This window comes from Pseudomonas sp. OG7 (assembly GCF_014192825.1).
GTDB classification, from domain to species: domain Bacteria; phylum Pseudomonadota; class Gammaproteobacteria; order Pseudomonadales; family Pseudomonadaceae; genus Aquipseudomonas; species Aquipseudomonas monteilii.
In genome coordinates this window covers 60,551-78,361 of sequence record NZ_JACHYK010000013.1, presented here as the reverse complement: position 1 = coordinate 78,361, position 17,811 = coordinate 60,551, and the positions used below count along the sequence as shown (strand labels likewise).

Annotated in this window: 15 protein-coding genes; 2 read left to right on the top strand and 13 right to left on the bottom strand. The window is 61.8% G+C overall.

The genetic code is table 11. The features are described 5' to 3' along the window. Positions 1-77: 77 nt before the first annotated feature. Positions 78-2,255, top strand: a complete 2,178-nt coding sequence (locus FHW75_RS25890; protein ID WP_183675158.1) for a TonB-dependent siderophore receptor — start codon at positions 78-80, stop codon at positions 2,253-2,255. A gap of 145 nt (positions 2,256-2,400) precedes the next feature. On the opposite strand, the gene FHW75_RS25885 is transcribed toward FHW75_RS25890, so the two are convergent. The 13 genes from FHW75_RS25885 to FHW75_RS25825 all read right to left on the bottom strand — a co-directional run bounded on the left by FHW75_RS25885 (position 2,401) and on the right by FHW75_RS25825 (position 15,560). Beyond that, entirely contained in the window at positions 2,401-3,051 is a 651-nt protein-coding gene (locus FHW75_RS25885; RefSeq protein WP_016715369.1) for a cytochrome c, read from the bottom strand. 9 nt (positions 3,052-3,060) lie between these two features. After that, positions 3,061-4,002 carry a copper resistance protein B gene (locus FHW75_RS25880; RefSeq protein WP_025754625.1) on the bottom strand — a complete coding sequence of 314 codons (942 nt, stop codon included), beginning with the start codon at positions 4,000-4,002 and terminating at the stop codon, positions 3,061-3,063. Continuing rightward, the gene (locus FHW75_RS25875; RefSeq protein ID WP_033693656.1) at positions 3,992-4,303 is read right to left on the bottom strand and encodes a hypothetical protein; all 312 of its coding nucleotides are present in this window, start codon (positions 4,301-4,303) and stop codon (positions 3,992-3,994) included. The genes FHW75_RS25880 and FHW75_RS25875 overlap by 11 nt, the downstream gene beginning before the upstream one ends. After that, positions 4,300-6,069 (bottom strand): copper resistance system multicopper oxidase, encoded by a 1,770-nt coding sequence (locus FHW75_RS25870; RefSeq protein WP_183675155.1) that lies wholly within the window; start codon positions 6,067-6,069, stop codon positions 4,300-4,302. Before FHW75_RS25870 ends, FHW75_RS25875 begins: the two co-directional genes overlap by 4 nt. A 404-nt stretch (positions 6,070-6,473) precedes the next feature. Next, on the bottom strand, positions 6,474-7,175 hold the full coding sequence (locus tag FHW75_RS25865; protein ID WP_016715373.1) for an XRE family transcriptional regulator: 702 nt from the start codon (positions 7,173-7,175) through the stop codon (positions 6,474-6,476). A 187-nt stretch (positions 7,176-7,362) separates the two neighbouring features. After that, positions 7,363-7,890 (bottom strand): inorganic diphosphatase, encoded by a 528-nt coding sequence (gene ppa, locus FHW75_RS25860; RefSeq protein ID WP_003255365.1) that lies wholly within the window; start codon positions 7,888-7,890, stop codon positions 7,363-7,365. Positions 7,891-7,983: 93 nt separating this feature from the next. After that, on the bottom strand, positions 7,984-8,799 hold the full coding sequence (locus FHW75_RS25855; RefSeq protein ID WP_016715374.1) for a zinc-dependent peptidase: 816 nt from the start codon (positions 8,797-8,799) through the stop codon (positions 7,984-7,986). A gap of 9 nt (positions 8,800-8,808) precedes the next feature. After that, positions 8,809-9,456 (bottom strand): DedA family protein, encoded by a 648-nt coding sequence (locus FHW75_RS25850; protein ID WP_016715375.1) that lies wholly within the window; start codon positions 9,454-9,456, stop codon positions 8,809-8,811. Positions 9,457-9,641: 185 nt separating this feature from the next. Then, positions 9,642-10,100 (bottom strand): GNAT family N-acetyltransferase, encoded by a 459-nt coding sequence (locus tag FHW75_RS25845; protein WP_016715376.1) that lies wholly within the window; start codon positions 10,098-10,100, stop codon positions 9,642-9,644. Between the two features lie 108 nt (positions 10,101-10,208). Further along, on the bottom strand, positions 10,209-11,027 hold the full coding sequence (gene eutC, locus FHW75_RS25840) for an ethanolamine ammonia-lyase subunit EutC (protein WP_025754627.1): 819 nt from the start codon (positions 11,025-11,027) through the stop codon (positions 10,209-10,211). A gap of 8 nt (positions 11,028-11,035) precedes the next feature. Further along, the gene (locus tag FHW75_RS25835) at positions 11,036-12,430 is read right to left on the bottom strand and encodes an ethanolamine ammonia-lyase subunit EutB (RefSeq protein WP_016715378.1); all 1,395 of its coding nucleotides are present in this window, start codon (positions 12,428-12,430) and stop codon (positions 11,036-11,038) included. 46 nt (positions 12,431-12,476) lie between these two features. Next, entirely contained in the window at positions 12,477-13,925 is a 1,449-nt protein-coding gene (gene eat, locus FHW75_RS25830) for an ethanolamine permease (RefSeq protein ID WP_016715379.1), read from the bottom strand. A gap of 114 nt (positions 13,926-14,039) precedes the next feature. Continuing rightward, positions 14,040-15,560: an aldehyde dehydrogenase family protein gene (locus FHW75_RS25825; protein ID WP_016715380.1), complete on the bottom strand. Its 1,521-nt coding sequence runs from the start codon at positions 15,558-15,560 to the stop codon at positions 14,040-14,042. A gap of 256 nt (positions 15,561-15,816) precedes the next feature. Between FHW75_RS25825 and FHW75_RS25820 the strand changes: the two genes are divergently transcribed. Continuing rightward, the gene (locus FHW75_RS25820) at positions 15,817-17,790 is read left to right on the top strand and encodes a sigma-54-dependent Fis family transcriptional regulator (RefSeq protein ID WP_084297500.1); all 1,974 of its coding nucleotides are present in this window, start codon (positions 15,817-15,819) and stop codon (positions 17,788-17,790) included. The last annotated feature ends 21 nt before the right edge of the window (positions 17,791-17,811 follow it).

The window sequence follows — 17,811 nt, the reverse complement described above, 5'->3', positions numbered from 1 at the left end:
GTTTTCGCTCCGGTATCGTTCGCAAAAAGCAACTTGTTTCGTTTGCGAATTACTGTCATTTGGGCGAAAGGTGTGTCATGAACAGTTTCAAACGTGTGGGGAACTCGCGACAGGTGCGGGGCTTGTTGGTGCTGGGCTTGCTGGCGCCATTTTCGGTGTCCGCACTGGCTGACACGGTCGCGACCCAGGCGGCGGTAGAGGACAACGCGCTTGACCTGCCGGCACTGACCATCGAAGGCAACCGCCTGTACGACATGCTGCCCTCGGAAGCAACCGGCGGCTACAGCGTCGATGCCGCGACTGTGGGCACCAAGACCCCTGCGGCGCTCAAGGACATTCCGCAATCGATCACCGTCTACACCCAGGATTACGTCAAGGACCGCCAATTCGTACACCTGGATGACCTGGCCAAGTACACCGCCGGCCTGCGCACCCTGACCAACGACAGCGGCCGGTCTTCGATCTACGCCCGTGGTTACGAATACAGCGAGTTCAACATCGACGGCCTGCCGGCCCCCATGGCCAGCATCTTCGGCACCGTGCCGTCGCTGGCGGCGTTCGACCGTGTCGAAATCATGCGTGGCCCGGCCGGGCTGTTCAGCAGCACCAGCGAGCTGGGCGGCATCGTCAACATGGTGCGCAAGCGCCCGACCGCCGAATTCCAGGGCCATATTGAAGGCAGCTACGGCACCTGGGACACCAACCACGAAGAAATCGACCTGAGCGGGCCGCTGGATGATGCCGGCCGCGTGCGCGGGCGTTTCATTGCATCCCGTGACGATACCAATGGCGAAGTCGATTACAACGCCAACACCAGCAACAGTTACTACGGCGCGCTGGATGTCGACCTGGACGATGCCACCACGCTGTCGTTCGGCCTGATGCACGAAGTGAAGAACATCACCCCGCACAACGGCTATCCGGCAACCTTGTCTGGCGACGTGCCGGACTTCAGCCACTCCCGTTTCCTGGGTGCCGACTGGAACTACTTCGACGGCAAGACCACCGACCTGGTCGCCGAGCTGACCCACCGCTTCGACAACGGCGGCTATGGCCGTGTCGCCGCCCGTGGCTCGCACCGCGACACCAATTACCTGTACGCCTTCACCGCGACCAACGCCACCACCGGTGCCAACTCCGAGCGCGCCAGCGCCCGTGACTTCACTCAGGACACCTACTCGCTGGACGCCAGCTACAGCCAGCCGTTCGAAACCCTCGGCCAGGTCAGCGAATTCGTGGTCGGTACCGACTACAAGAACTACGACACCGAATACCTCAACGGCACCACCAACCTGGGCGTCATCAACGTCAACACCTACTCGCCGAAGCAGTTCGCCAAACCGTCGCCCAACTACAGCACCGAGACCGGCATGCAGGAAGAGGAATACGGCCTGTACTCCAAGGTCACCTTCCGCCCGATCGAGCGCCTGGCGTTGATCGCCGGTGGCCGCTTCAGCTGGTATCGCGGTGATTTCTACACCACCACCCTGAGCACCGGTGCCACCACCAACGACAGCAAGCGCGTGGATGGCCACTTCACCCCGTATGGCGGCCTGGTCTATGACCTGACCGAAAACCACGCCCTGTACGCCAGCTACTCGCAGGTGTTCAAGCCGCAGTCCGACACCGACAGCAACGGTCGGGTGCTGAAACCGCGTGAAGGCGAGCAATACGAATTCGGCCTCAAGAGCAGCTACTTCGGCGGCGACCTGAACACCCGCTTCTCGGTGTTCCGCCTGACCGACAAGAACCGCGCCACTACCGAATACGACGAAGATGGCGTAGACACCAACTTCTCGGTTGCCTCCGGCAAAACCCGCGTCAAAGGTGCCGAAGTGGAAGTAAGCGGCAAGCTGACGCCAAACTGGGAGCTGCTGGCCGGCTACACCTGGATGGAAACCGAAACCCTCAAGGGTGATGCAGAAACGACCTTCTTCATCATGCCGCGCAACCAGGCTTCGCTGTGGAGCAAGTACACCATCAGCCAAGGCCCGCTGAACGGCCTGGCCATTGGTGGCGGCATTTCGGCGATGAGCAACTTCTATTCCGAGAATGGCGGCGTGCGCATCGATGCACCGGGCTATGCCACGGTGGATGCGATGCTGTCGTACCCGGTGACCTCGAAGCTGACCGCCACCTTCAACGTCAACAACCTGTTCGACCGGGATTACCTGTCGCGGGTGGGGTCGACCTCCACGTTCAACTTCTACGGGCCGTCGCGCAGCATGATGGTTGGGGCGCGGTATGACTTCTGATTGGTGTTGTGGCGTGTAGGTCTACGTCGACGATTTTGCATCGTTTATGAAATCGAGCGCCGCCCGCGCGGCCCTCGATCTACCAGGCGCTGCAACCCTGTCGGCATGCACCTGTCTGCCCAGTGCAGCATTCAAGGTGAACATTTCAAGGGCCGATTTTTCCTGACCCATCACGATGAGCATGCGTCTTCGACGCCGGCTTCGAGTGGTGATCACTGCCGGCTTGGTCTTGCCCATGCTGGCCTTCATGGTTGTGCATGTCACTCTCACCGCCCCCATGCTGGTGGCCGCCACTGCTTGCGACCATCGCCTGGTACTGCTGAGCATTCATCTGCGGTAGTTGGTCGAGAAAAGCCACTATGCCCCAGATATACGAATCATCCATGCTCTTGCCCCAAGCTGGCATTCCCGTAGCCTTGATGCCGTGCTTGATGGTCCAGAACGCAACAGCGGGATCACCGCTGGCGCCGAGCTTGCTCAGATCAGGAGGCGACGGGTACAGCGCTTGGCTCAGCTCGGTCTTTTCGACGCCAGGGGCCAGATGGCAACCAATGCACATGGCGTTGTAGTTACCGGCGCCGATGCGAATCAGGTTTTCATTCTTGAGGTCCGGTACCTCGATATCCCTGGCCCGTACCTCGATGGACCGATCCCGGGCCATGGCCAGAAAGGCATGCACGGCCGGGAAATGGGGATCATCAGCCCCGACGTTCACCAGGCCAAAGTAAGCTGCGCCCAATACGCCCGCACCGGCGACGGCGCCTGCTGCAACAAGCGTTGTAATTGTTTTTTTCATGTCGGGCTCTCAAAACCACATGCGAATGCCGGCAACGAAACGCGCTTCATCCACATCACCACCCTCGTCGCGGACGAAATCAGCCGTTTTGCCGTAGGAGCGGCTCCAGGTGATGCCTATGTAAGGTGCGAACTGGCGAACGATTTCATACCGTAGCCGCAGCCCGACCTCGGTATTCGCCAGGCCAGAACCCACGCCTCGCTCAGGGTCGTTCTTGCCATAGAAATTGGCTTCGGCGGTGGGCTGAAGGATCAGGCGATTGGTCAGCAGAATGTCGTAGTCGCCTTCCAGGCGCGCGGCGGTTTGACCGTTCTCACCCAGGAACGCGGTGGCTTCGGCCTCGAAGCCGTAAAGCGCCATGCCCTGGATGCCGAACGCCGCCCAGGTTTGCGGTGATTGCGGTTTGAAATCCTGGCGCACTCCGGCAACCACATCCCACCAGGGGCTGATAGCGCGGCCATAGAGCAGCTGCAACTCGGCATCTTCGGTGACGCCGTTGGTGCGTTCGCCTTCGGAGCGAATCCACAACCGGTTGATATCGCCGCCGACCCACCCGGTAGCATCCCAGGCCAGGGTGCTGCCTTCGTCTGCATCCTGATACTCAAGCTGGTCCAGCAAGAAGAAGCTATTGAGCGCGCTGTCGTGTACCTGATGCCCGCCCAATGGGGGGAATGCCGCCTGCCGGTCTGCATCCGTCAATTCGGGAATCGGCGTTCGGCTGGTCGTCGCAGGGCTGGCAGTACCATGGTTCATCTTCGAGTGATCCATGCCCCCATGATCCATGCCCTGCATGCTGCCATGATTCATCTGGCTAGGGTCCATGCCCGACATGGAGCCGTGCCCCATCGCCGAATGGTCCATTTCGCCAGCGGCGAAGCTGGGTGCAGCACCCAGCATACCGAGTGAAACGGCCAGGGCCAGCAGCGAGGGTCGCGCCGGGCTATTGGCCATCTTTCCCTGCCTTGGCGTTGTCGCTGCCCTGCGATTCCATCATCTTGCTGTGATCCATACCTTCCATCGAGCCATGGTCCATGCCCTTCATGGCGCTGTGATCCATGCCCTTCATGGAACCGTGGTCCATGCCTTGAGCGCCCTTGGCTTTTGCTGCATCTGCGGCTTTCTGGGTGTGTTGCTCATGGTTGTCACCGGCCCACGACGACGGGGCATAAACAGCCAGCAGGCCAGCCATCGCAGCAGAGAGGAAAAACGCGCTTCGTTTCATAGGTTTGTTCATCTCGGATCTCCAGTTCATTCGTCCACGCGGACTTCTCGGAACATGCCCATTTCCATGTGGAACAGCAGGTGGCAGTGATAGGCCCAGCGCCCCAAAGCATCCGCAGTCACGCGGTAACTTCGTTTCGAGCCAGGCGGCATGTCGATGGTGTGCTTGCGCACCATGAAGTTGCCGTTCTCATCCTCCAGGTCGCTCCACATGCCATGCAGGTGGATGGGGTGAGTCATCATGGTGTCGTTGACCAAGGTGATACGAAGGCGCTCCCCGTATTTGAGGCGCAGCGGCTCGGCATCGGAAAACTTGACCCCGTCGAACGACCAGGCGAACTTTTCCATGTGGCCTGTGAGGTGCAACTCGATGGTGCGGCCAGGTTCTCGGCCGTCGGGATCAATGAAGGTGCTGCGCAGGTCCGCATACGTCAGCACACGTCGGCCGTTGTTACGCAGCCCGATGCCCGGGTCGCTCAGTTTTGGCGTGGGGCTCATCGTCTGCATGTCGACCAAGGGGTTGTTGGTCTCTGAGTCAGGATGGACCTGCATGGCTCCACTCATGCCAGCCATGCTGCCGTGATCCATGCCGGCCATCTGGCTGTGGTCCATGCCAGCCATCTGGCTGTGGTCCATGCCAGCCATGCTGCCATGGTCCATCCCCGACATGCCGCTGTGATCCATACCCATGTCACTCATGGAAATCAGCGGGCGTGGATCAACAGCTGGAACAGCCGCTTGCAGGCCTTCGCGGATGGCCAAGGTGCCCCTGGCATAACCGGTGCGGTCCATGGATTGAGCAAAGAGGGTGTATGCCTGCTCATCCTCGGGCTCGACAATCACATCGTAGGTTTCCGCAACCGCGATACGGAACTCGTCGACCGCTACCGGCTTCACATACTGCCCATCCGCCGCAACCACGGTCATCTTCAGGCCGGGAATACGCACGTCGAAATACGTCATGGCGGAGCCGTTGATGAAGCGCAGGCGGATTTTTTCGCCAGGCTTGAATACCCCCGTCCAGTTGGCGCCCGGTGCCTGGCCATTCATGAGGTAGGTGTAGGTGTATCCGCTCACGTCCGCGAGATCGGTGGGGCTCATGTTCATTTCGGCCCACATCGTGCGATCCGCCACCGCAGCGGACCAGCCCATTTCGCTCACGTCGTTGACGAAATCACCCACCGTCCGTTTGTGGAAGTTGTAGTAGTCAGACTGTTTCTTGAGCTTGGACAGCACCCGGGCAGGGTCTTCATCCGTCCAGTCGCTGAGCATCACCACGTAATCCCGGTCATAGGTGAACGGCTCGGGTTCTTTCGCATCGATGACCAGCGCGCCGTACACCCCAACCTGTTCCTGGAAGCCTGAGTGGCTGTGGTACCAGTAGGTGCCGTTCTGATGGACTCTGAACCTGTACTCATACAGGCCATCCGGGGCGATGCCATGGAAGCTCAGGCCAGGCACACCATCCATGTTGGCCGGCAGGATGATGCCGTGCCAGTGGATGGAGGTGTCCTGCTTCAAACGGTTGCGCACGCGAAGCGTAACGGTATCGCCTTCGCGCCAGCGAAGCGTTGGGCCAGGTATGGATCCGTTGATGGCCATCGCTGTGCGCCTTGTGCCGGTGATATTGACCGGCAGTTCACCGATGTACAGGTCGAAGTCGCTGCCTGTCAGCACGTTTGGCTGGCCAGGGCTGGTCAAGGCCCACACCGGCGTGCGCCACATGCCCAGCCCGCCGAGCAGTCCGGTAGCGGCCAGGCCTTTGACGAAGGTGCGTCTTGTGGTTTTGCTTTGCATGCCGTTGCGTCCAGTCGTGTGGGGTGCGGATATCCCGGCTGCTGGGTGTCGCAGCCCACGACCAAACTAGCGAGTTGCCGCTGTCAGAAAACTGAGTCCGACATTACTTTTTCGTCAGCTTCTTGAAGGAGGGAGGTAGGCCGCAGAGGGCTTGGGATGGCTTTCGGCGAGGCATTAAAAAGCCGGCTTGTGGCCGGCTTCTCGGGGACGCTTCCGACTAATTTATGGTAAGCCGCAATCGCCTTAACTGAGTGGCCATCAAGGGCCTGAAAGAAATGGCAGATGCCCGTGTGGGATATCGCCAGAGCCCTCTGGACCGCGGCTTGCGCCGGTCGGGGCTGAATGTGCCGCGTAGCATACAAGGGCACGCGCAGGATGCCCAGCAAAAAATGGCACAGGGTGTTTCAGCCAGGCCGCTGTTGGCGGAAATGCGACCAGTGAAACACCCAGCCAAGAATTTCCAGGCCCTGCGCCTGGCACTGTGCGGGGGTGTAGCGTTCGACTGCGTAGTTGCGCCGGTCATGGCTGTGCAGGTACAGCGTACCGTGCTGGCCAAGGCTGAGGTTGTTCACCCTGAGCATGCCGTTGTGCAGCAGGGCATAGGTTTCACCCTCGACCACTCGGGTCATGCCCAGGTCGATGGCCAGGCTGGCATTCAGCGGAATCAGGGGCAGCATGTTGCTGGCCGGCATTGCCAGGCAGATCGCATTGGCAGCATGCACACCCAGCCCCCTCAAGGCTTTTGCCGGCAAGCGCAGGTGTTTGCTGGCCACCGGCGACAGCTGGCCTTGTTGCAACTGGTAGTAAGGCACCTTCACTGCCCGGCCATGTTCCACCGACAGCGGAGAGGGCGGGTTGACGGGCGTCGGCCGGGGCGCGCCGCTGCGCAGGATCGGGTTGGGATGTTTGGGCCCTTCTCCGGTGCGTAGCCAACGGCGGTGCACACAGAACAAGTCGGCCAGTTCGTCCAGCCGGGCCAAAGGCACACCACGTTTGAACCAGTTGTTGACGTGCTGCGGTGTGACGCTGCGTTGGGCGGCAAAATCGGAAGGGGTCAGGCCACATTCGTGGAGCAGGGCTTTGAGGCGGTCGCCGGAAGTGTTCATGGTAGCGAGTGTAGCGGCGGGGGTGTCAGCAAGGATATGAACCGGGTGTTGACAGGGGTTGTACGAAAAGAGGTGGTTTGTAGGGAGTTGATGTAGGACTGCGTAGGATTTATTACCAGCACCCTGAGCATCGCCCATTCAGGCATAAAAAAACCCCGCCATGGCGGGGTTCTTCCTGCAACCGGTATCAGCCCTTGTAGGCAGCAACCGATTTGGTGATCGCGGCACGGGCGGCGTCGGCGCCTTCCCAACCTTCGATCTTGACCCACTTGCCCTTCTCGAGATCTTTGTAGTTTGCAAAGAAGTGCTCGATCTGCTGGATCAGCAGGGCTGGCAGGTCGGTGTATTCCTTCACGTCAACGTACAGCTGCGACAGCTTGTCGTGAGGAACAGCGATGACCTTGGCGTCGCCGCCGCCGTCGTCGGTCATGTTCAGCACGCCAACCGGACGGGCGCGGATAACCGAGCCTGGCGCTACCGGGTAAGGGGTAACAACCAGCACGTCCAGCGGATCACCGTCGTCAGCCAGGGTGTTCGGAATGAAGCCGTAGTTGGCTGGGTAGAACATTGGGGTAGCCATGAAACGGTCGACGAACAGGGTGTCGCTGTCCTTGTCGATTTCGTATTTGATCGGCGCGTGGTTGGCCGGGATCTCGATGGCGACGTAGATGTCGTTCGGCAGGTCTTTGCCCGCCGGAATCTTGCTGTAGCTCATTGGGCAGTGCCCCCGTGTTTGACCAAAAAAGTGGCGGCGATTATAGGCACATTCTGCCGGGGCATGCCACGCCTGGCCTGATGTGCGGCCCCGTCAGGCGTGGCTTTCGCGGTATTCGGGGTGTTCGGCCTGTAGCTGGCGCAGGCGCGCCAGCGGGTCTTGCCGGTAGAACAGCGACAACTGGCGGTAGACCAATGGATAAGCCTGCTGCAGCAGGTCGGGGGCACTAAAGAAGTATTCGCTGGTGACCGCAAAGAACTCCGCCGGGTTTTCCGCGGCATAGGGGTCGATGGCGGTTTCGGCGTCGGGGTTGGCGTCCAGCTGGCGGTTGAGGTCGTCGTAGGCTTGTTGCATGGCCGTTGCCCACTCATCCACCGGCATGCCGCTGTGCAGCGGGGGCAGGCCGTTGGCATCGCCATTGAGCATGTCGAGCTTGTGCGCCAGCTCATGGATGACGAGGTTGTAGGCCTCCCAGCCGCCACTGGCCAGCACGCCGTTCCAGGCCAGGATGATCGGCCCCTGCTGCCAGGCTTCGCCGCTGTGCTCGCCGTCCCAGACGTGCTCCACGCCACTGGCATCGCGGTGGCGCTGGGGGCTTTTGAAGTCGTCGGGGTACAGGATGATTTCGTGGAAACCCTGGTACCAGTTCAGCTCGCCCAGGTGCAGCAGTGGCAGTTGCGCCTGGGCGGCCAGCAGCAGGCGCTGCTCGTCGTCCAGTTCGACGCCGGGCAGGCAGGTGAGGTGCTTGTCGAGCAGGAACAGGATGCAGGCTTCGCGCAGCCAGTGGTCTTCGGCGTCACTGATGCCGTCCAGCATCGGCAGGCGCTCGCGTACGGCCTGCCATTGCTGGGGGGAGATAGGGTAGCGCGCCAGGGTGCGCTTGCGCCGCCAGGCGCTGAACGACCACATGAGCGGCGGTCAGTGAGCCTTGGCGGCCCGGCCCAGGCGGCCGCGCAGCAGGCCGAGGATCATCGGCACCAGCGAGAGGATGATGATGCCCACCACCATCAGCGACAGGTGTTGCTTGATGAACGGCACGTTACCGAAGAAGTAACCCAGGGTAACCAGGCCTCCCACCCACAGCAGCGAACCGGCGATGCTGAAACCGAGGAAGCGTGGGTAATGCATGTGCGCGATGCCGGCGACGAACGGTGCAAAGGTACGCAGGATGGGCAGGAAGCGCGCCATGGTCACGGTCTTGCCGCCGTGGCGTTCGTAGAAGTCGTGGGTACGCTGCAGGTAATCGCGGCGGAAGATCTTCGAGTTGGGGTTGTTGAACAACCGCTCGCCGGCCGTTCGCCCTATCACGTAGTTGGTACTGTCCCCCAGGATGGCGGCAGCCATCAGCAGGCCGGCCAGCAGCACCGGGTCCATGCCACCACCAGCGGCCACGGCGCCAGCGATGAACAGCAGCGAATCGCCTGGCAGGAAAGGCATTACCACCAGCCCTGTTTCACAGAAAATGACGGTAAACAGGATGGCGTAGATCCAGGGACCGTAATTGGTGACCAGCAGATCGAGGTAGGCATCGAGATGCAGGATAAGGTCCAGCGGGTTGAAATCCATGTACAGCACCTGTGTTCTGGGGCGTAGGCTCGGTTACCTGGGGATGGGTAAATTTTCACACATGACAGGTGGGGCATTATACGGCTAAGTCAGGATCATGCCCGGGGAGTTTGTAGCGGGGGGTTACGGCAGGTGCTTCCTGTGCTGGCCTTTTCGCGGGCACGCCCGCGAAAGGGCCGGGACTGTCAATCCTGGCTGATTGGCAGGATGTAGCTCTTGAACTCGGTGTCTTCACGAAAACCGATGGATTCGTAGGTCTTGTGCGCAACTTCGTTGTCCGCGCTGGTCGAAACCCGCATGCGCACGGCGTTGGTCTCTTTCGCCATTTTCTTCGCCTCACGCATCAGGTGGTCAGCCACCAGCATGCGCCGCGAGTCTTCGGCCACGTAGATGTCGTTGAGTATCCATACCCGCTTCAGCGATAGCGACGAATAGCTGGGGTACAACTGGCAGAAGCCCATCAGCTTGCTGTCGTCATCATCCGGTAGCGCCAGGTAGATCACCGATTCATCCCGTTTCAGGCGCTTTTCCAGAAAGCTGCGCGAGCTGTCGGGATAGGGCAGCTGCCCATAGAACTCACGGTATCTGACGAACAGTGGCGTGAGCAGGTCGAGGTGTTCCAGGGTTGCCTTGATGATGCGCATGTGCGGCCCTCAGAGTCCATTTAGGGAAACAGCGGAATGCCTGCAGCGTTCAAGGGCATGCTGCCCAATGCGCGTCACAAGTGCAATCCGCCTTCCGTGACATGTTTTTTACCCTTTGCCGAGCAGGAAGTTGCCTTTCTGGTTGGCGCTGTCTTCACTTTCCAGGCTATGGACCTCGGCTTCGTCCTTCAGATTCACCCCGGAAAGCTGGCGTTTGCAGGCTTCGCGCATCAAGTACAGCAAGCGGTGCGCCGCCATGCCATAGCTCAGGCCCTCCAGGCGGATGTTGGAAATGCAGTTGCGGTAGGCATCGGTCAGGCCGACCTTCGGCGCGTAGGTGAAATACAGGCCCAGGCTGTCGGGCGAGCTGAGCCCTGGGCGTTCGCCGATCAGCATCACGGTCATCCGTGCGCCCAGCAATTCGCCGACCTCGTCTGCCACTGCCACGCGGCCCTGCTGTACCAGCACCACAGGGGCGCTGGTCCAGCCATCAGCGGCCGCTTGCTCCTCGAAACGGCTCAGGAACGGTAGGGTGTGGCGATGAACAGCCAGCGCCGACAGGCCATCGGCAACCACGATGGCCAGGTCGACGCCGCCGGGGTTCGCCTGTGCGTGCTGGCGCAGGGTGGCAATCGAGTCTTCGTTGAGCCGCCGGCCCAGGTCCGGGCGCTGCAGGTACTGGTGGCGGTCGCTGGCGGCACTGTGCAGCACCAGGCTGTCACGGCCACGGTCACTCAGTTGGGTCGCCAGGCCGGCGTGGTCGAAGGCCAGGTGCACGGCATCGCGGGCCTGGGCATGGGCGAACTGGAAGTCCAGCTGCGCCCCGGTCGGCAGGCTGGTGCCGGTGCGGCCCAGGGCGATGCGTGCCGGGGTCAGGTTGCGCAGGGCCAGCCAAGGGTTGTCGGGGGTAGGTGTGCGAGGGTCCATGGTCATCCCTATGCAAGCTGTGCCAAGGCCTGGCGGAAGGCCGGCGGCAGGTTGTCACCAAAGCGCACCCGGCCATCGGCCTGGGTGAAGATGCCGGTGCGGGCCAGCCACGCTTCGAACTCCGGCCCGGGCTTCAGGCCCAGGGTCTGGCGCGCGTACAGCGCGTCGTGGAACGAGGTGGTCTGGTAGTTGAGCATGATGTCGTCGGAACCGGGGATACCCATGATGAAGTTGATCCCGGCCACCCCCAGCAGGGTCAGCAGGGTGTCCATGTCGTCCTGGTCGGCTTCGGCGTGGTTGGTGTAGCAGATATCGCAGCCCATCGGCACGCCCAGCAGCTTGCCGCAGAAGTGGTCTTCCAGGCCGGCGCGGATGATCTGCTTGCCGTTGTACAGGTACTCCGGGCCGATGAAACCGACCACGGTGTTGACCAGAAACGGCTTGAAGTGGCGGGCCACGGCATAGGCGCGGGTTTCGCAGGTTTGCTGGTCGACGCCGTGGTGGGCGTTGGCCGACAGCGCGCTGCCCTGGCCGGTTTCGAAGTACATCAGGTTTTGCCCAAGGGTGCCGCGCTTCAGCGACAGGCCCGCTTCGTAGCCTTCCTGCAGTACGTTCAGGTTGATGCCAAACCCGGCGTTGGCCGCCTCGGTACCGGCGATGGACTGGAACACCAGGTCCAGCGGCACGCCACGGTTGATCGCCTCGATCGAGGTGGTGACGTGGGTCAGCACACAGGCCTGGGTAGGGATGTCGTAGCGCTGGATGATGGCGTCGAGCATTTCCAGCAGGGCGCAGATCGAGGCGATGCTGTCGGTGGCCGGGTTGATGCCGATCATGGCATCGCCGTTGCCGTACAGCAGGCCATCGAGGATGCTGGCGGCGATACCGGCCGGCTCGTCGGTCGGGTGGTTGGGCTGCAGCCGGGTCGACAGGCGCCCGCGCAGGCCCATGGTGCCGCGAAAACGGGTAACAACGCGGATCTTCTGCGCCACCAGCACCAGGTCCTGGACACGCATGATCTTCGAGACCGCTGCTGCCATTTCCGGTGTCAGCCCGGGCGCCAGGGCGCGCAGGCTGTCTTCATCGGCCTCTTCGCTCAGCAGCCAGTCACGCAGGCCGCCCACGGTCAGGTGGCTGACCGGTGCGAACGCCTGGGCATCGTGGGTATCGACGATAAGGCGGGTAACCTCGTCATCTTCGTAAGGGATCAGCGCTTCATTGAGAAAGTGCGTCAGCGGGATATTGGCCAGCGCCATCTGCGCGGCAACGCGTTCGCCGTCGTTGCTGGCTGCAACGCCTGCCAGGTAGTCCCCGGAGCGTGCCGGGCTGGCCTTGGCCATCACTTCCTTGAGGCTGTCGAAGCGGTAGACCAGGTGGCCGACCGTGTGTACGAAACTTGCCATACAGAATCTCCAGAGCCGCAGGTTGCCCTGCGGCGGGTGGCGGCAATCAGTGCAGGGCCTCTTCGGCCTTCTGGATCGCGGCGAATTCCTCTTCCGGTGTGCCCGCAACCAGGTGGTGGCGGCTGTAGAAAGCAAAGTAGGCAATTAATACCGCATAGATCACTGCGGCGCCAATCACCACCCGTGGGTCGACCAGGAAGCCGGCAACCACAGCGATGCAGGCCAGCACCAGCGCGACGCCCGAGGTAAAGATGCCACCGGGGGTGCGGTATGGGCGCTCCATCTTCGGCCGGCGGATGCGCAGGGTGATGTGTGCGGCCATCATCAGCACGTAAGAAAGGGTAGCGCCGAATACGGCTACCAGAATCAGCAGGTCACCCTGGCCGGTCAGCGACAGGGCAAAGCCGATGATGCCGGGGATGATCAAGGCCAGCACCGGCGCCTTGCTTTTGTTGGTTTCCGACAGCTTGCGCGGCAGGTAGCCGGCGCGGGACAGGGCGAAGATCTGCCGGGAATAGGCGTAGATGATCGAGAAGAAGCTGGCGATCAGCCCGGCCAGGCCGACCAGGTTGACGAAACCGCCCATCCAGGTACTGCCGCCATAGGCTTTGGACAGTGCCTCGACCAGCGGGTTACCGGACGCTTTCAGTGCTTCGGAGCCTGCACCGCCGGGGCCGACTACCAGAATCAGCAGGGCGAAGGCCAACAGTACCAGCATGGCACCGATCAGGCCGCGTGGCAGGTCACGCTTGGGGTTCTTGGTTTCTTCGGCGGCCAGCGGCACACCTTCGACAGCCAGGAAGAACCAGATGGCATAAGGAATGGCCGCCCACACGCCCACATAACCGAACGGCAGGAAGCTGCTGGCGCCCACCGCGTCCGTTTTGGCGATGTCGAACAGGTTGGCTGCATCAAAATGGGGCACCATGCTCACCAGGAACACCGCCAGGGCGATGGCGGCGATGGCGGTGATGATGAACATCAGCTTCAGCGCTTCCCCCACACCGAAGATGTGGATGCCGATGAACACGATGTAGAACGCCAGGTAGATCATCCAGCCGCCGATGCCGAACAGTGACTGGCAATAAGCGCCGATGAACACGGCAATGGCGGCAGGGGCGATGGCGTATTCGATCAGGATCGCCGTACCGGTCAGAAAGCCGCCCCACGGGCCGAACGCACTGCGGGCAAAGCCGTAGCCGCCGCCTGCGGTGGGGATCATCGACGACAGTTCGGCCAGCGAAAAGCACATGCACAGGTACATGGTGGCCATCAGCAAGGTGGCGAGGAACATGCCGCCCCAGCCGCCCTGGGCCAGGCCGAAGTTCCAGCCGGCATAGTCGCCGGAAATGACGTAGGCCACGCCCAGGCCGACCAGCAGTACCCAGCCGGCGGCGCCTTTTTTCAGTTCACGTTGCTGGAAATAGTCCGAGCCGACTTTTTCGAAGTCGACAGAAGAGCCTGCCGGCGAGCCGGCGGAATGATCGCTTGGCATAGTTTCACCTGTTCTTTTTCTTGGTGGCCGGAAGGGTTCCGGGCCGATGGTGATGGGTACTGCAGGAAGCGAGCCAGAGCGGTTCGTGAACGCGAACCGCTCTGGCTGACGGGCTTAGAAGAAGCCCAGCGGGTTAATGTCGTAGCTCACCAGCAAGTTCTTGGTTTGCTGATAGTGGTCCAGCATCATCTTGTGGGTCTCACGGCCAACACCGGACTTCTTGTAGCCGCCGAACGCCGCATGCGCCGGGTACAGGTGGTAGCAGTTGGTCCATACGCGGCCAGCCTTGATCCCGCGGCCCATGCGGTAGGCACGGTTGATATCGCGGGTCCACACGCCGGCACCCAGGCCGAACTCGGTGTCGTTGGCAATCGCCAGGGCTTCGGCTTCGTCCTTGAAGGTGGTGACGCTGACCACCGGACCGAAGATTTCCTCCTGGAACACGCGCATCTTGTTGTTGCCCTTGAGCAGGGTCGGCTGGATGTAGTAACCGGTGGCCAGCGAGCCTTCCAGTTTTTCCACCTTGCCGCCGGTCAGCAGCTCGGCACCTTCGTCCTGGGCGATCTGCAGGTACGAGAGGATCTTCTCGAACTGCTGTTGCGAAGCCTGGGCGCCGACCATGGTGTCGGTGTCCAGCGGGTCGCCGCGTTTGATCTGCAGCACCTTCTTCATCACCACTTCCATGAACTGCGGGTAGATCGACTCCTGTACCAGTGCCCGGGATGGGCAGGTGCACACTTCGCCCTGGTTGAAGAACGCCAGCACCATGCCTTCGGCCGCCTTCTCGATGAAGCTCGGCTCGGCTTGCATGATGTCTTCGAAGTACACGTTCGGCGACTTGCCGCCCAGTTCCACGGTGGATGGAATGATGTTTTCGGCTGCGCACTTCATGATGTGCGAGCCCACCGGGGTGGACCCGGTGAAGGCGATCTTGGCGATGCGCTTGCTGGTGGCCAGGGCTTCACCGGCTTCGCGGCCAAAGCCTTGCACCACGTTGAGCACGCCTTTTGGCAGCAGGTCGCCAATTAGTTCGACCAGCACGGTGATGCCCAGCGGGGTCTGCTCGGCAGGTTTGAGCACCACGCAGTTGCCGGCGGCCAGGGCCGGGGCAAGTTTCCAGGCGGCCATCAGGATCGGGAAGTTCCACGGGATGATCTGCCCGACCACGCCCAGCGGTTCGTGAATGTGGTAGGCCACGGTGCCTTCGTTGATTTCTGCAGCACCGCCCTCTTGGGCGCGGATGCAGCCGGCGAAGTAGCGGAAGTGGTCGACCGCCAGCGGGATGTCGGCGTTGAGGGTTTCGCGGACTGGCTTGCCGTTGTCCCAGGTTTCGGTAATCGCCAGCAGTTCGAGGTTTTGCTCGATGCGGTCGGCGATCTTCAACAGCACGTTTGAGCGGTCCTGCACTGACGTGCGGCCCCAGGCGTCGGCAGCGGCGTGGGCGGCGTCGAGCGCTTTATCGATGTCTTCGGCAGTGGAACGGGGGAATTCGGCGATCAGTTTGCCATTCACCGGGGACGTGTTTTCAAAGTACTGCCCCTTGACCGGAGCTACGAACTCGCCACCGATGTAGTTGCCGTAGCGGCTCTTGAAGGAAACCTTCGCGCCCTCGGTACCGGGATGTGCGTAACGCATGGTGTGTCTCCTGGCTGTTATGTTTGTTGAGGAGTTGGAAAGCGTAGAGCAAAGGTTGGGCCAGCGTTTCGCACGCCAGTCAAATCAATGACTTGGGTCAGCTACCAAGGCCTGCTGATAAGCCCTTGTACCAGCGCCGATACGCGCAGGGGTGACACTTTGTGCCATTTACGACACGTCCCAGGCGGGTGCATTGCAAAGGCTTCCCGGGTGGAGGATGCTGGCAGGACTCTCTATCTGCGGAGAACTACAACAAATGCAGAGCAATCCTTTCATTCGCCATGCCCAGCAAGTGCATACCGTTGCCCATGGTGGGGCCGGGGAGGGGGGCAGTGACCCGTCCATCGCCCGTTCCTGGCTGCGCTGCCTGGAGGACTACCACCTCGACCCTTCGGTAATCGAGGCGCCCGTGGTGCTAGAGCATGGGCGTTTGCTGGAAAGCCGCGAGCGCCTGCGCCAGGTGCTGCAAATTGCCGATCATGAAATGAACAGCCTGCACCAGCAGCTTTCCGGCGCCGGCCATGCGGTACTGCTGACCGACGCCCGCGGGGTGATCCTCAACTGCGTCAGCGCGGCCACCGAGCGGCGCAGCTTCGAGCGTGCCGGGCTGTGGTTGGGCGCCGACTGGAGCGAGGCGCGCGAGGGCACCAACGGCATCGGCACCTGCCTGGTCGAGCGCCAGGCATTGACCATTCACCAGAACGAGCACTTTCGCGGCCGCCACACTGGCCTGACCTGCTCGGCCAGCCCGGTGTTCGACCCGCATGGCGAGTTGCTGGCGGTGCTGGATGTGTCATCCGCGCGGCCTGACGTTTCGCGCCAGAGCCAGTTCCACACCATGGCGCTGGTGAACCTGTCGGCGAAGATGATTGAAAGCTGCTATTTCCTGCGCCACTTCGAGCAGCAGTGGCTGTTGCGTTTTCACCTGCAGGCCGAGTCGGTCGGCCTGTTCAGCGAAGGCCTGCTGGCGTTCGACGGCGATGGGCGGATTTGTGCTGCCAACCAGAGCGCGTTGAACCTGCTGGGCAGCGTGCGCGGTGGCGTGCTGGGCAAACCCGTGGAGCGTTTTTTTGCCTGTAGCCACGACGAACTGTTCAGCCGCGCCACCCCCGCTGGCAGCACGGTCTGGCCGCTGCATACGCTGGACGGTCGCCAAGTGTTTGCCAGCCTGCGCGGCAAGGCCCGTGCGCCCGTGTGGTCGGTGCCTGTTGCGCAACCCTTGCCCATGCACCCGATGGAACCGGCCATCTGCCTGCTCGACCCGGCTCTGCAGAACGAATTCCGCCGCAGCGTACGGGTGTTCGAGCGTGACGTGCCGCTGTTGCTACGTGGTGAAACCGGTTGTGGCAAAGAAGCGTTTGCCCAGGCCGTGCACCAGGCCAGCGGGCGACGCGGCAAGCCGTTCATCGCCATCAACTGTGCCTCGATCCCGGAAAGCCTGATCGAGAGCGAGTTGTTCGGTTACCGAGGCGGCAGTTTTACCGGAGCACGCAAAGAAGGCATGCGCGGCAAGCTGCTGCAGGCCGATGGCGGCACCTTGCTGCTGGACGAGATCGGCGACATGCCGCTGGCCTTGCAAACCCGCCTGCTGCGGGTACTGGAAGAGCGCCAGGTGGTGCCCATCGGTGGCGAGCCGCAAGCGGTGGATGTCCGTATTGTCAGCGCCACCCACCGCGACTTGCTGGAGCGGGTGGAGCAGGGCAGTTTCCGCGAGGACCTGTATTACCGCCTGAATGGCCTGGAGGTGGCGTTGCCGGCGGTGCGTGAGCGCAGTGACAAAACACAGCTGCTGGACTTTTTGCTGCATCAGGAGGCGCAGGGGCAACGTGTCGAACTGGAGCCCAGGGCGCGTCAGGCGCTGCTGGACTTTGCCTGGCCGGGTAATGTGCGGCAGATGCGCAACGTGCTGCGTACCTTGGTGGCGCTTTGCGAGAAAGCCCGAATCGAGTTCTCGGATCTCCCCGCTATTGTTCGCGAGGGCTTCGCCCTCGATCGCCGGCAAGCCAGCTCCCACAGGTACTGCACCAAGCCTGAGGCGCGTGCAAACCCTGTGGGATCTGGCTTGCCGGCGATAGGGCCAGTTGTGTTGGAGGATGCCGAGCGCCAAGCGCTGATGGCGACCCTGGAGGCAAAACACTGGCACTTGACCCGTGTCGCCGAGCATTTGGGCATCAGCCGTAATACCTTGTATCGAAAACTGCGCAAACACGGCATTGCGAGGGCCGACTGAGCGAAACAGCGGGTGCGATTT